Origin of the sequence: Bacteroides sp. GM023, from assembly GCF_014750685.1 — a bacterium.
GTDB lineage: Bacteria > Bacteroidota > Bacteroidia > Bacteroidales > Bacteroidaceae > Bacteroides.
Map to the genome: position 1 here is coordinate 566,462 of NZ_JAAXGE010000005.1, position 15,047 is coordinate 581,508.

General features: G+C 44.0%; 13 protein-coding genes. 6 read left to right on the forward strand and 7 right to left on the reverse strand.

The annotated features are described in order from the left end of the window. Positions 1–9: 9 nt before the first annotated feature. Positions 10–2,004, forward strand: coding sequence for a fructose-1,6-bisphosphatase (locus HC965_RS13185; protein WP_191031881.1), 1,995 nt, complete (start codon positions 10–12; stop codon positions 2,002–2,004). 371 nt (positions 2,005–2,375) lie between these two features. Here HC965_RS13185 and HC965_RS13190 read toward each other — a convergent pair whose 3' ends face one another. Beyond that, positions 2,376–3,524: an LA_2272 family surface repeat-containing protein gene (locus HC965_RS13190; RefSeq protein WP_191031882.1), complete on the reverse strand. Its 1,149-nt coding sequence runs from the start codon at positions 3,522–3,524 to the stop codon at positions 2,376–2,378. Positions 3,525–3,576: 52 nt separating this feature from the next. After that, entirely contained in the window at positions 3,577–5,235 is a 1,659-nt protein-coding gene (locus HC965_RS13195; RefSeq protein ID WP_191031883.1) for an AMP-binding protein, read from the reverse strand. A gap of 177 nt (positions 5,236–5,412) precedes the next feature. Between HC965_RS13195 and HC965_RS26775 the strand changes: the two genes are divergently transcribed. Next, positions 5,413–5,535: a hypothetical protein gene (locus HC965_RS26775; RefSeq protein WP_255508719.1), complete on the forward strand. Its 123-nt coding sequence runs from the start codon at positions 5,413–5,415 to the stop codon at positions 5,533–5,535. A gap of 16 nt (positions 5,536–5,551) precedes the next feature. Here HC965_RS26775 and HC965_RS13200 read toward each other — a convergent pair whose 3' ends face one another. The 3 genes from HC965_RS13200 to HC965_RS13210 all read right to left on the reverse strand — a co-directional run bounded on the left by HC965_RS13200 (position 5,552) and on the right by HC965_RS13210 (position 8,971). Then, entirely contained in the window at positions 5,552–6,622 is a 1,071-nt protein-coding gene (locus HC965_RS13200) for a GDP-L-fucose synthase (RefSeq protein WP_191031884.1), read from the reverse strand. An 18-nt stretch (positions 6,623–6,640) separates the two neighbouring features. Then, on the reverse strand, positions 6,641–7,711 hold the full coding sequence (gene gmd / locus HC965_RS13205) for a GDP-mannose 4,6-dehydratase (protein WP_191031885.1): 1,071 nt from the start codon (positions 7,709–7,711) through the stop codon (positions 6,641–6,643). A 90-nt stretch (positions 7,712–7,801) separates the two neighbouring features. Further along, positions 7,802–8,971: a dicarboxylate/amino acid:cation symporter gene (locus HC965_RS13210; protein ID WP_191031886.1), complete on the reverse strand. Its 1,170-nt coding sequence runs from the start codon at positions 8,969–8,971 to the stop codon at positions 7,802–7,804. Between the two features lie 109 nt (positions 8,972–9,080). Here HC965_RS13210 and gnd point away from each other — a divergent pair, with 109 nt between their 5' ends. From gnd to HC965_RS13230, 4 genes are read left to right on the forward strand one after another with little or no spacing between them, the layout of a single operon-like run. Next, positions 9,081–10,556, forward strand: a complete 1,476-nt coding sequence (gene gnd / locus HC965_RS13215) for a decarboxylating NADP(+)-dependent phosphogluconate dehydrogenase (RefSeq protein WP_191031887.1) — start codon at positions 9,081–9,083, stop codon at positions 10,554–10,556. Positions 10,557–10,611: 55 nt separating this feature from the next. Then, complete coding sequence (gene zwf, locus HC965_RS13220; RefSeq protein WP_191031888.1) at positions 10,612–12,108, forward strand: glucose-6-phosphate dehydrogenase; 1,497 nt, start codon at positions 10,612–10,614, stop codon at positions 12,106–12,108. After that, complete coding sequence (pgl, locus tag HC965_RS13225; RefSeq protein ID WP_191031889.1) at positions 12,105–12,839, forward strand: 6-phosphogluconolactonase; 735 nt, start codon at positions 12,105–12,107, stop codon at positions 12,837–12,839. Before zwf ends, pgl begins: the two co-directional genes overlap by 4 nt. A gap of 45 nt (positions 12,840–12,884) precedes the next feature. Then, the gene (locus HC965_RS13230; RefSeq protein ID WP_191031890.1) at positions 12,885–13,835 is read left to right on the forward strand and encodes a Dyp-type peroxidase; all 951 of its coding nucleotides are present in this window, start codon (positions 12,885–12,887) and stop codon (positions 13,833–13,835) included. Positions 13,836–13,863: 28 nt separating this feature from the next. Here HC965_RS13230 and HC965_RS13235 read toward each other — a convergent pair whose 3' ends face one another. Next, complete coding sequence (locus tag HC965_RS13235; protein ID WP_191031891.1) at positions 13,864–14,076, reverse strand: hypothetical protein; 213 nt, start codon at positions 14,074–14,076, stop codon at positions 13,864–13,866. 262 nt (positions 14,077–14,338) lie between these two features. Further along, on the reverse strand, positions 14,339–15,037 hold the full coding sequence (locus tag HC965_RS13240; RefSeq protein ID WP_022140197.1) for a LytTR family DNA-binding domain-containing protein: 699 nt from the start codon (positions 15,035–15,037) through the stop codon (positions 14,339–14,341). Positions 15,038–15,047 lie beyond the last annotated feature (10 nt).

Sequence of the window (15,047 nt, forward strand, 5' to 3'; positions counted from 1 at the left end):
TAAAATAAAATGACTGCTCAAAGTAATATAACTCCTGAAAGCATTGTGAGCGACCTTCGCTATCTGCAACTGCTTTCCCGAAGTTTTCCTACGATTGCCGACGCAAGTACGGAAATAATTAACCTGGAGGCTATCTTGAATCTACCCAAGGGAACGGAGCATTTTTTGACAGATATACATGGTGAATACGAAGCCTTTCAACATGTACTGAAAAATGCATCGGGTGCGGTGAAACGTAAAGTGAATGAAATATTCGGTAATACTCTCCGTGAGGCCGAGAAGAAAGAAATCTGCACCTTGATTTACTACCCTGAAGAAAAACTTCAACTGGTGAAAACGCGTGAAAAGGATTTGGACGACTGGTATCTGATTACTTTGAACCAACTGGTGAAAGTCTGTCAGAATGTATCGTCCAAGTACACCCGCTCCAAAGTTCGTAAATCGCTGCCGGCAGAATTTTCTTATATCATACAGGAGTTATTGCACGAATCTTCCATTGAACCGAATAAACATGCTTATATCAATGTGATTATCAGCACGATTATTACTACAAAGCGTGCGGATGATTTTATTATTGCCATGTGTAACCTCATTCAGCGTCTGACGATTGACTCTCTCCATATTGTAGGCGATATCTATGACCGTGGCCCGGGCGCACATATTATAATGGATACTTTGTGCAACTATCACAACTTTGATATTCAATGGGGTAATCATGATATTCTTTGGATGGGTGCCGCTTCCGGTAACGACAGTTGCATTGCCAACGTTATTCGTATGTCAATGCGCTATGGCAACCTGGCTACACTTGAAGACGGTTACGGAATCAATCTGCTTCCTTTGGCCACCTTCGCCATGGATACTTATGCCGATGATCCTTGCTCCATCTTCATGCCGAAAATGAATTTTGCCGATACTCACTATAATGAGAAGACTTTGCGCCTGATTACGCAGATGCATAAAGCAATCACTATTATCCAGTTTAAACTGGAAGCCGAGATTATCGACCGTCGTCCTGAATTCGGGATGGCAAATCGCAAACTGTTGGAGAAGGTTGACTTTGAGCGTGGCGTCTTTGTCTATGAAGGTAAGGAATATGCCCTTCGTGATACGAACTTCCCGACCATCGACCCTGCCAATCCTTACCGTCTGACGGATGAAGAACGTGAATTGGTGGATAAGATTCATTATTCATTTACGAATAGTGAGAAACTAAAGAAGCATATGCGCTGCCTGTTTACGTATGGCGGAATGTATTTGGTTTCCAATTCCAATCTGCTTTATCATGCTTCCGTGCCCTTGAATGAGGACGGTAGCTTCAAGCATGTCAAAATACGGGGAAAAGAATACTGGGGACGTAAATTGCTCGATAAGGCCGATCAGTTGATTCGTACCGCTTACTTTGACGAAGAAGGAGAAGAAGATAAGGAATTCGCAATGGATTATATCTGGTATATGTGGTGCGGCCCGGAAGCTCCTTTGTTTGACAAGGATAAGATGGCTACTTTCGAACGTTACTTTGTCGCCGACAAAGAGTTGCAGAAAGAGAAGAAAGGATATTATTATACATTGCGCAACCGGGAAGATATTTGTGACCAAATACTGGCTGAATTTGGTGCTTTAGGCCCTCATTCACATATTATCAACGGTCATGTACCTGTGAAAACCATTCAGGGGGAACAACCGATGAAAGCAAACGGCAAGTTGTTCGTTATTGACGGCGGATTCTCCAAAGCCTATCAGCCGGAAACTGGAATTGCAGGATATACGCTTGTTTATCATTCTCATGGTATGCAGCTTGTACAGCATGAACCGTTTCAATCTCGTCAAAAAGCCATTGAAGAGGGCTTGGATATTAAATCAACTAACTTCGTTTTAGAATTTAATTCCCAGCGAATGATGGTGAAGGATACCGATAAGGGAAAAGAACTGGTGACGCAGATTCAGGATTTGAAGAAGTTACTCGTTGCTTATCGTACAGGTCTTATAAAAGAAAAGGTCTGAAATGAATGCTATTTCTTTGCGATATAAGATTCAATAACTTTGGTATATTGAATGATTCGTTCCGCCCGGGTAGAACTAAACGGATACCCAGGTGGAACGAAAGGGAAACCTGGGTGGAACAAAACAAACACCCGGGTGAAACGTATTATGATTAGTAAAGCAATGGATTGATAGTAATATCTCAATCTTTTCAGTAGTATATCTTACCCGATTCTTATACGAATCTTATATCGTTCCATAGTTATTATCTTTTAGTTTCACAATTGTTTTCCTTTCGTTCTACAGATATGGAACTGAAAGAAAACAATTGTGGAACGATATATTTGTAGTAAAGCAAGAGGATATTCTATATATACAGAATTTATAACTGTTTAGAAAAGAACAATACCTGCTTCTACAATCGCGCCTTTATCGTAATTACTTGATTTATTATAGAACCTGGTTAGTCCGTAACCACCTGTTGCGAAGATACCGAATTTCTTAGTAATCTGATATTCCAAATTGGCACGTACCTGTAATGCATACAGACGTCTTGGGATTACTTCATCTTTATTATCACAGGCTTCGATATGCTGGTATCCGAGGTCACCGCTAATTGAAAGTCCTTTATAAATAGGAAAAGACAGACCGGCACGGTAAGAAGCACTAATAGAAAACTTATCGTTTAACCCCTGATACATGGAACCAACTCCCAAAATCGTGTAGAATAATTGATTCTTGAAACGCACTCCTATATTGGCGGGAGTAGCGTTACCGCCATATACCATCATCTGCACTCTTGTGTCGGGATTGGCGTTGACCAGTCCTAATTGAAGTCCTTTCATATCTTCCTTGTAATAATTGACCAGGCCAATCTGAAGCCCACGGACTTTTGTTGCATAATTGCATAATGCTATTTGTAGACCATTCAGCTTTGTGGCTGTAATATTGGCAAGACCGGCTATTTGCAAACCATTCATATTTTCGCCTACTACGTTCAAGAGCCCGGAAGTCATCACGCCATTGAAACTCTGTCCCGTGATATTAGCTGCACCGGAAAGGTGGACACCTGAAGCCATATTTCCCGTTACATTCATAAAACCACTTATCATTAATCCCGAGGTGTTGTCGCCACCGATACTGGTAAGTCCGGCAATGGTTACTCCTTGTGTGCCGTCGCCGGTTATGTTTACCAATCCGGCAGTAGAAACTCCGATGGTATTGTCTCCGCTGATATTGCTGACACCTGCTATTTGAACACCCCGCATTGTTCCGCCTGCCAGGTTGGCCAGTCCTGTAATTTGGACTCCGTTCATATCACCGTGAACTACACTTCCCAGTGCATTAATTCCCACACCATTCAGGCGATTCATGGTGGACAGAAGACCTATATTTACATAAGTCGTCTGTGTACTGTCATGGGGTTGCGTGCAAATATCCTTCCAAATGGAAATATTAATACCCGCACTCTTGTTCTGTGCCGGCAAACAAACGGCAGCCATAAGGATAGCTGCCGTGATTATTGTTTTCTTTATCTTCATTCTTTATCTCTTTATCTTCGGTTTAAGTCATATCTTCTACGGCTAAGTTGCCTTAACCTTTCGCTTCCTGATACAAGTACCGCTTGATACTCTTCTTCGGCGTCTTTTCAAACTCTTCGGGATAAATCTTCATCTTTGAAATCTGACTATATGCCGGCAACATAGTATTCAATGTTGTCCGGTTTTCTTCCATCACCCGTTCGATGTCTTCATTCTTCAGACCATGAGCGAAAGCGTCATCGAAATCAGGATAAACAAGGCCGACGAGTTTTTCGTTCTGCTGAACGATAATACTTTCGGCTACATACGGCATATTATTCAACTTATCTTCGATTTCCTCAGGATAGATGTTCTGTCCGCTTGCGCTGAGAAGCAAGTTTTTGTTGCGTCCCTTGATACTTACGTTGCCTTCGACATCCATCAATGCCAAGTCGCCTGTGTGCAACCAGCCGTTTGTATCAATAACCTCCTTCGTAGCTTCTTCATTCTTATAGTATCCCAACATCACGTTCGGGCCTTTACAAACAATTTCTCCGACGATATTCTCCGGATCAGAAGAAAGAATCCGCACATCCATACGAGGGGCAGCCTTTCCGCAAGAACCCGGCTTGAATTTTCTCCAGTCTTCGTAGCAGATAATCGGGCCGCATTCCGTCATTCCATATCCTACTGTATAAGGGAAGTCAATCATTTTCAGGAACTGTTCCACTTCCTGGTTGAATGCTGCTCCACCAACGATAATTTCTTTAAAGTTTCCACCGAACGCTTTAATCATTTCATCGCGTACCGTTGCTTTGATTTTATCGTTGATAATAGGAACTTTCAATAATATCTTCATGGCCGGAGTTTCCAGTTTCGGAAGTACGCTCTTCTTAATAATTTTCTCGATGATAAGCGGAACGGCTACAATCAGGCTTGGTTTGACTTCCTCGAATGCCTGGAAAATGATTTTCGGGCTCGGCATACGGGTAAGGAAGTAGATATGGCAGCCAACGGAGAATTCATAAAGAAACTCGAATGCCAGTCCGTACATATGCGCCATAGGAAGCATGGATACGATTTTATCTCCGGCTTCCAGTTCCAGCACTTCAAAAGCAAATTTAGTGTTCGACCACAAACTGCGATAGGGGAGCATCACTCCTTTTGAATAACTGGTTGTTCCCGAAGTATAGTTGATAACGGCTAGTTCTTCGGGTTCGTCCTTATGATAGGCAATATGTTCTTTGCGGAAGTTCTTGGGGTATTTCTTACCGAACATTTCATTCAGATGTTCGCGTGCGTAAGTCAGGCGTTCGCTGCGTGATACAAGCAGGGTGAAGTCGTTCATCATCAGGATACCTTCCAGTAGCGGCATTGCCGATTCGTTCAGGTTCTCCCATACCATATCTCCTACAAGCAGCAATTTTGCTTCGGAGTGATTGACGATGTTGTGCACATTGTCTGCTTTGAACTCGTGTAGGATGGGCACAATAACTGCTCCATACGTCAGTGTAGCGAGGAAGGTTACTCCCCAATGCGAACTGTTTCTTCCGCAAACGGCAATCTTGTCTCCCTTGCGGATTCCGCTTTCCTCAAAAATGATATGGAGTTTTTCGATCTTGCGAGCTACGTCTTTATACTGAAGGGTGGCACCCTTATAATCGGTCAGGGCATCCAAGTCCCAATTGTTCTTGATACTATTTTCAATGTAAGCTATAAAACTCTGTTCCATTGTTTTTGCACATTTGGTATTAAATTGTGCAAATATAGTAATTAAATTAAGAATGAAGAATTAAGAGTGAAGAAATTTTGGAAATGGAGAGGGTGAAGCATCGAAACTGCCATACACTATTGACTAAAATAAATAGGCTATTGGCTGAAATTAATATGATTATTGGCTAAAACAAATATGGTTATAGCTAAAATGGATATCATTATAGCTAAAACAAATATCATTATAGCTAAATTAATTATGGTTATAGCAAAAAGAAATATGCTATTAGCAAAAAAAGATTTGCCAATAGCATATTAAAAAAATATCTCATATCTTATTTCAAGTACCATTCGTACATTCTCTGTACGCCTTCCTCAATTTCAATTTTATGATGCCATCCCAAAGCGTGCAGCTTTGAAGGATCAGTCAGTTTCCGCATGGTTCCATCCGGTTTGCTGCTGTCGAAAGTCAGTTTGCCTTGGTAGCCTACGGTTTCTACAATACGTTCAGCAAGCTGACGGATCGTGATTTCCTTACCGGTTCCGATGTTGATATGGCAGTTGCGAATATCCTTATCACCTTCCTTATAGGTATCTTTGAAATCTACGTGCTCCATGACGAATACGCTGGCATCTGCCATTTCTTCACTCCAAAGGAATTCACGGAGTGGAGTACCTGTGCCCCAAAGAGTCACTTCAGTATCGCTGATACCATATTTTTTCAGGATAGCCAGAATTTCTTCCTTCGGGCTGTCACCATTGACGCCTTCTACCGGACGCAGATTCATATCCTTGCGCACAGCTTCCCAGTTACCTTCTTTCAGACAGTGAGCCAAGTGAATCTTGCGAATCATGGCAGGCAATACATGACTGCGTTCCAAATCGAAATTATCATTCGGACCGTAAAGATTGGTCGGCATCACAGCGATATAGTTAGTACCATATTGCAAGTTGAAGCTCTCGCACATCTTTAATCCGGCAATTTTGGAAATGGCATACGGTTCATTGGTATATTCAAGCGGAGAAGTGAGCAACACATCTTCTTTCATGGGCTGTTCGGCATCACGCGGGTAAATACACGTACTACCCAGGAAGAGCAGTTTCTTAACATTGTGACGGAAACTTTCCCCAATCACATTCTGCTGAATTTGCAGGTTCTTGTAAATGAAGTCGGCACGGTAGATACTGTTTGCCATGATACCGCCTACGAAAGCGGCAGCAAGGAATACATATTCCGGCTGCTCTTCATCAAAGAACTTGCGCACAGCTACGCCATCCAACAGGTCTAGCTCCTTGTGAGAGCGACCTATCAGATTGGTATATCCTTTATCCTGCAAATTTTTCCAGATAGCAGACCCTACGAGACCGCGGTGTCCTGCTACGTATATCTTTGCATTCTTTTCCATATTCAGATGATGATTTTATTAGTGTTTGGTGGCGATCATACGTCTCACCTTCTCCATATCGTGGCGAACCATGATGCTTACCAACTCTTCGAATGAAGTCTTGCACGGATTCCAACCCAGCAAAGTCCTTGCTTTAGTCGGGTCACCCAATAATTGTTCAACTTCCGACGGACGGAAATATTTAGGGTCAACTTCTACCAGCGTTTTTCCGGTAGCTACGTCGATACCCTTCTCATTCACGCCTTCACCTTCCCAACGAAGTTCGATTCCCGCTTCTTTGAAAGCCAACGTCGCAAATTCGCGTACCGTGTGCATTTCTCCCGTAGCAATCACGAAATCTTCGGGAACGTCATGTTGTAGAATCAGCCACATACATTCCACATAGTCTTTGGCATATCCCCAGTCGCGAAGAGAATCCAGATTACCCAGATACAGTTTGTCTTGTTCGCCCTGCGCAATACGTGCGGCAGCTAAAGAAATCTTACGTGTTACGAAAGTCTCGCCACGGCGTTCGCTCTCATGGTTGAACAGAATACCATTAACGGCAAACATACCGTAACTTTCACGATAATTCTTAGTAATCCAAAAACCATATTGTTTGGCTACCCCATACGGAGAACGGGGATAGAACGGAGTTGTCTCTTTTTGTGGAACTTCCTGCACCTTACCGAACAATTCGGAAGTAGAAGCCTGATAGATGCGGGTTTTCTTTTCCAGTCCCAGGATACGTACAGCTTCGAGCATACGTAATGTACCGATAGCATCAGCCTCGGCAGTGTACTCAGGAACGTCGAACGAAACCTTCACATGACTTTGAGCCGCCAAATTGTAGATTTCATCCGGTTGCACCTGTTGAATAATACGAATTAACGAACTAGAATCTGTCATATCCCCATAATGCAGATTAATAGTACGTTTCTGTTTCATGTCGCGCACCCACTCGTCAAAATACAAATGTTCAATACGTCCTGTATTGAACGAAGAAGAACGGCGTAGAATACCGTGTACTTCATAACCTTTTTGCAATAAAAACTCAGCAAGATAAGAGCCATCCTGCCCGGTGATGCCTGATATTAGGGCTTTTTTCATACGTTATGTATTTAATAATTGAAAATATGGGTGCAAATGTCGTCATTTTCTGTGACCCTTGCAAACCTTTCTATGTATTTTTCAGCACAGTTATTCAGCACAGTTCTTTCCCATCATTTTGTCGATAATCAGCGCAATAGCTCCGTCACCGGTGACATTGCAGGCTGTTCCGAAACTATCCATCGCAATGTAAAGTGCAATCATCAAAGCTTGTGCCGATTCATCGAAGCCGAGCATGGATTGAAGGATTCCCAAAGCAGCCATGATAGCCCCGCCCGGAACGCCCGGTGCTGCCACCATCGTGATTCCCAGCATAAAGATAAAACCGGCAAAGAGCGGGAAGTCGAACGGCATTCCCTGCATCATCATCAGCGCCAGTGCGCAGGCTACGATTTTCAGCGTGCTGCCCGATAAATGAATCGTGGCGCATAGCGGAATCACGAATCCTGCAATATCTGCCGATACTCCGTTTTTCTTCGTCTGTTCCAACGTCACGGGAATCGTGGCGGCCGATGATTGTGTGCCCAATGCCGTGAAATAAGCCGGCATCATCTTACCCAATAATTTAAACGGATTCTTGCGCACAAACAGTGCGGCGATGGAATACTGAAAGACCAACAGGAATATGTGCAGAAGAAAGATTACTCCGATGATTTTGATAAATACCATCAAGATAGAGTACACTTGTCCCGAATGTGTCATGTTCAGAAAAATACCAAAGATATAAAGCGGGAGTAAAGGCAGAATCACCGCACTAATCATACGGACGATAATCTCTTGAAAATCACGTGCCACGTTCTTCAAAGCATCGCTGTTCAGCGAAGCCAGTCCCAACCCCAAAGTAAAAGCAAAAATCAAAGCTGTCATCACATTCATCAACGGAGGAATGGATACGGTGAAGTAGGGGAGAATCCCCTGTGCCTCGCTCACTTCTTCGAGAGGGACACCCGGTTCGATGAGCGACGGAAATACCGTGACACCGGTAAAATAGGACAGGAAACCCGAAAACAAAGTGGCAAAATAGGCAATCAGAGCAGTGATGAGCAGCATCTTTCCTGCGCCTTTGCCAATATCGGCAATAGCCACGGTGACCAGTCCGAGAATAATCAACGGAATAGAGAAATTAAGGAACTCACTGAAAATACCGTTGAAAGTGACGAATATTCGTACTAGCGGAGCCGGGAAAAAGGTGCCGATGGCAATACCTAGAATAATAGCGATAACAATACGGGCTAATAAACCGATTTTGATTTTCTTCATCCTTGTTTCTATTTGTTGCCCACAAAAATAATATTTTAATCTAAATATTTCGAACAAATGTTCATTTCAATTGTTACTATGGTAAACATTATTACAAAATATACAAGTTATGGCAAATCAGAATAAAACAGATATCGGACTTATCGGCTTGGCTGTGATGGGCGAGAATCTTGCTTTAAACATGGAGAGTAAGGGATGGCATGTATCGGTTTACAACCGCACCGTTCCCGGAGTAGAAGAAGGAGTAGTAGACCGCTTTATGAACGGCCGTGCAAAAGGTAAAAATATCGAAGGATTCACTGATATAAAAGCTTTTGTGGACTCTATAGCTACCCCGCGAAAAATTATGATGATGGTTCGTGCCGGAAGTCCGGTAGACGAACTGATGGATCAGCTTTTCCCGTTACTTTCACCCGGAGATATTCTTATCGACGGTGGTAACTCCAATTACGAGGATACCAACCGCCGTGTCAAACTCGCCGAATCGAAAGGTTTCCTTTTCGTCGGCAGCGGTGTGTCCGGTGGTGAAGAAGGCGCTTTGAACGGTGCTTCCATCATGCCCGGCGGTTCGGAAAAAGCATGGCCGGAAGTGAAACCGATTCTTCAGAGCATTGCAGCGAAAGCGCCGGATGGTACTCCTTGCTGTCAATGGGTAGGCCCGGCAGGTTCCGGCCACTTTGTGAAGATGATTCACAACGGTATCGAATATGGCGATATGCAGTTGATTGCCGAAGCCTATTGGGTGATGAAGAAACTGCTCGATTTGAACAATGAAGAAATGGCAGATGTTTTTGCCCGCTGGAATGAAGGCAAACTTCGCAGTTACCTTATCGAAATCACTGCCAATATCTTACGTCATAAAGACAAAGCCGGTGGTTATCTCATTGATAAGATACTGGATGCTGCCGGACAGAAAGGTACAGGCAAATGGTCGGTTATCAATGCCATGGAACTGGGCATGCCGCTAGGACTGATTGCTACGGCAGTGTTCGAACGCAGTCTCTCCGCACAGAAAGATTTGCGCCGCCTGGCTTCCAAACAATTCCAATGCCAACATACACAACCTATATATAATAAGGTAGAACTTGTAAAGGATATTTTCTCTGCCCTTTATGCTTCCAAACTCGTTTCTTATGCCCAGGGATTCGCCGTGTTGCAACGTGCTTCCGACGCTTTCGACTGGCATCTCGACCTGGCTTCCATTGCCCGTATGTGGCGTGGCGGATGCATCATACGCAGTATATTCCTGAATGACATTGCGGCTGCCTTCGAAGCCACCGACAAGCCTAAACACTTGTTGTTGGCTCCTTATTTCAAAGAAGAAATGAAAACGTTGCTCCCCGGTTGGAAGAGCCTTGTAGCCGAAGCTATGAAAGAAGAACTTCCTGTTCCTGCTTTCTCTTCTGCCTTGAATTATTTCTATTCGCTCACTTCTGCCGATTTGCCCGCCAACCTTGTGCAGGCACAGCGTGACTACTTCGGCGCGCACACTTTCGAACGTAAGGACGAACTGCGCGGACAGTTCTTCCATGAAAACTGGACAGGACACGGTGGCGATACGAAGTCGGGCACATACAACGTTTAACAGGATATGGTGAAGTAATAAGATTGTTTTATAAGTAAGAAATAAAAAAACGACAATGGATAAATTTGCAATGATAATTTTCGGTGCGTCCGGCGACCTTACCAAGCGTAAGTTAATGCCGGCCCTTTACTCTCTCTTCCGTGAAAAACGGTTGACCGGAGATTATAGTATATTGGGTATCGGACGTACAATCTACTCTGACGAGGACTACCGTTCCTATATATTAGGTGAACTTCAGACGTTCGTAAAGTCCGAAGAACAGGATGCGGCGCTGATGGATGCCTTTATTTCCCATTTGTATTACTTGCCGATGGACCCGGCAAAAGAAGAAGGTTACCCGGCACTCCGCCAGCGTTTGGTGAAGTTGACGAACGAGGTAGACCCTGACAACCTGCTGTTCTACCTGGCCACTCCGCCGTCACTTTACGGCGTAGTCCCCTTGCATCTGAAAGCAGCCGGACTGAATACTCCCCATTCACGTATCATCGTAGAGAAGCCCTTCGGTTACGACCTCGAATCGGCACGCGAACTGAATAAAATCTATGCTTCTGTTTTCAACGAACAACAGATTTACCGCATCGACCACTTTCTCGGTAAAGAGACTGCCCAAAACGTACTCGCTTTCCGTTTTGCCAACGGTATCTTCGAACCTCTTTGGAACAGGAATTATATCGACTATGTAGAAATCACAGCAGTTGAAAATCTCGGTATCGAACAACGCGGTGGATTCTACGAAACGGCTGGTGCTCTGCGTGATATGGTGCAGAATCATCTTATCCAGCTTGTGGCACTCACGGCTATGGAACCGCCTGCTGTCTTCAATGCAGACAACTTCCGTAACGAAGTCGTGAAAGTCTACGAATCTCTGACTCCGTTGAATGAAGTCGACTTGAACGAACATATCGTTCGCGGACAATATACATCTTCCGGCAATAAGAAAGGGTATCGTGAAGAAAAAGGCGTATCTCCCGATTCGCGCACGGAAACTTATATTGCCATGAAACTAGGTATCAGCAACTGGCGCTGGAGCGGTGTCCCGTTCTATATCCGCACAGGCAAGCAGATGCCGACAAAGGTGACGGAAATCGTCGTTCATTTCCGCGAAACACCTCATCAGATGTTTCATTGTGCCAGTGGCAACTGTCCACGGGCGAATAAATTGATTCTTCGTTTGCAGCCAAACGAAGGAATAGTGCTCAAGATCGGAATGAAAGTTCCCGGCGCAGGTTTTGAAGTACGCCAGGTGACGATGGATTTCAGTTATGCCCAATTGGGTGGTGTGCCTAGCGGTGATGCTTATGCACGTCTGATAGACGACTGTATCCAGGGCGATCCGACCTTATTTACTCGAAGCGATGCAGTGGAAGCCTCCTGGAATTTCTTCGATCCGGTACTCCGTTATTGGAAAGAGAATCCCGACGCACCTCTTTACGGTTATCCCGCAGGCACGTGGGGACCATTGGAAAGTGAAGCTATGATGCACGAGCATGGAGCTGACTGGACTAATCCTTGTAAGAATTTGACGAACACAGATCAATATTGTGAATTATGAAATTAGAAGTTTTTCCCTCGTCCATAGAGACGTCCCGTGAGTTGATACTCCGCTTGGTGGAAATTATGAAAGAAGAACCGAGTAAGGTGTTCAATATTGCGGTGAGCGGTGGAACCACCCCTGCTCTGATGTTTGATTTATGGGCGAACGAGTATATGGACATCACCCCTTGGAATCGTATGCATATCTATTGGGTGGACGAACGTTGTGTGCCGCCCGATGATTCGGACAGTAACTATGGGATGATGCGCAATCTTCTTTTAGGATTGACTCCCATTCCATATGAGAATGTCTTTCGTATTCGCGGCGAAGCAAAGCCGGTGAAGGAAGCTCTTCGTTATTCTGAATTAGTCAGGCAGCAGGTACCGCTCAAACAAGGCTGGCCGGAATTTGATATAATCTTGTTGGGTGCGGGAGATGACGGACATACTTCCTCTATTTTTCCCGGACAAGAAAGTTTGTTGACCTCCAGTTCTATTTATGTAGTCAGCACCCATCCCCGCAACGGACAGAAGCGTATTGCAATGACAGGTTACCCCATTCTGAATGCCCGCCATGTCATTTTCCTGATAACGGGGAAAGGTAAAGCGGACGTAGTAGAGGAAATCTGCAATTCGGGAGATACGGGACCGGCAGCCTACATTGCCCATCATGCACAGAATGTAGAACTGTTTATGGATAAAGGGGCAGCTTTGTATCTTGGCGATCAGAGTAAAAAGGATGTGAACTAAAATCAAACGATTCGTTAGCGCAGCTAAAAGATAAAACAGAAAGATATGAATTCTAATCAAAATCCATTTCATGGTAATATCCCGCAGGATGTAGCAGGAAAACAGGGAGAGAGCGTTATATTTATAGTCTACAAATTGAAGGAGTCTCCCGATATGCCTGACAAGGTGAAAGATGTGTGTGCCAACTTCTCGGCAATGATTCGCAGTATGCGCAATCGTTTCCCCGATCTGCAATTCAGTTGCACGATGGGATTTGGCGCCGACGCATGGAGCCGTCTTTTCCCAGAACAAGGCAAGCCGAAGGAACTGGCTACCTTTCAGGAAATAAAAGGAGAGAAGTACACCGCTGTTTCCACCCCGGGCGACTTGTTATTCCATATTCGTGCCAAGCAGATGGGGCTATGCTTTGAATTTGCTTCCATTATTGATGAGAAGCTTAAAGGCGTGGTAGAGTCTGTCGATGAAACTCACGGTTTCAGATACATGGACGGCAAAGCAATTATCGGTTTCGTGGACGGGACGGAAAATCCTGCCGTAGACGAAAATCCTTATCACTTTGCTGTAATAGGCGAGGAAGATGCCGATTTCGCAGGCGGAAGCTATGTCTTTGTACAGAAATACATCCATGACATGGTTGCCTGGAACTCATTGCCTGTGGAAGAACAGGAGAAAGTGATTGGCCGTCGTAAGTTCAACGATGTTGAGCTCTCTGACGAAGAGAAACCGCAGAATGCGCACAATGCCGTTACCAATATTGGTGATGATTTGAAGATTGTGCGTGCCAACATGCCGTTTGCCAATACCTCTAAAGGTGAATATGGTACATACTTCATCGGCTATGCAAGTACCTTCAGTACAACTCGCCAAATGCTGGAAAGTATGTTTATCGGCAATCCGGTAGGCAACACCGACCGTTTGCTGGACTTTAGTACCGCAGTGACGGGAACACTATTCTTCGTTCCTTCCTATGATTTACTGGGAGAACTTGGCGAATAAAATAAAGAATAAAAAGACTAGAGGAGAGTTACACTTTCGTAATCTCCTCTACTATATAGCTCTCTTTCACTTTTCTGCAAGTACATACAAAGTATTCGGGATGTTGCAAGGCTCCTTGTAAAGTATCCGGAAGAATAATTTCTTTCGTACGCCGGTTTACTGCTACCATTGCATATAAGATTCCTTCACTTTCGCATTTCTCGATTAATGCACTTTTCAATTCTTCTACCGCATATTCCATTTGTGTGATATTTTGTCGCTGCAAAGTTATGTAAAATATGTATGTTTTGTGCAATATTATTCTTTTAATATATAAAAATAGCTCCCTAGTTCGTCCGCCGACGAGGGAGCTATCAACACAAAAACTAAACTAGACTTAACTAAACTATTCTATTCTCGGAATTTCACAATCCCTTTCTGTTCTCTGCAAAGGTATAGATAAAACGGTTTCTGACAAAGTATAATCGACAAAAATCGCATTTTCACCGATAAAATAACCAACATTAGCTCCGTTCGTCAAGGAAAGTCTGAAAAACTTGCTTGTAACTGTCACTGATGGGAATATATGTTTTGTCAAAAACAATGCGACCGCGGTCGATTACCCGTATCTTATCTTTTTGGACAATGAAGGAGCGGTGTACACGTATGAAACGGCTGGAAGGTAAAAGCTCTTCCATCGCTTTCATGCTCATGAGTGACAGAATGGGCTTGGGAACGTCTTCTGTATAAATTTTGATATAATCCTTCAACCCTTCGATATACATAATTTTCTTCAGGTCTACCTGCACCAGCTTATAGTCGCTTTTCACAAAGATGCTGTCTATCTCCTCCGGCTTCTGCACCAGTTCGAACCATTGAAGCGCTTTGTTGGCTGCTTGCAGAAAATCGACATATGAGATAGGTTTCAGCAGATAATCGAGCGCATTGACACGATAACCGTCTATGGCGTATTGACCGAAAGCGGTAGTAAATACGATACGGGTGCGTGAATCCACCATCTTCGAGAATTCCAGTCCGTTAAGCTCCGGCATCTGAATGTCCAAAAACAGAAGGTCTACCTCTTCATCCGGCAATTCTTTCATTGCCTGAACCGCACTGGAATACTTTCCCGCCAGTTGCAGGAACGGAGTCTTGTTCACGTAACTTTCTAACAAGCTAAGAGCTAAAGGCTCATCATCAACAATTGCACATCGTAATACCATATTATTCTAT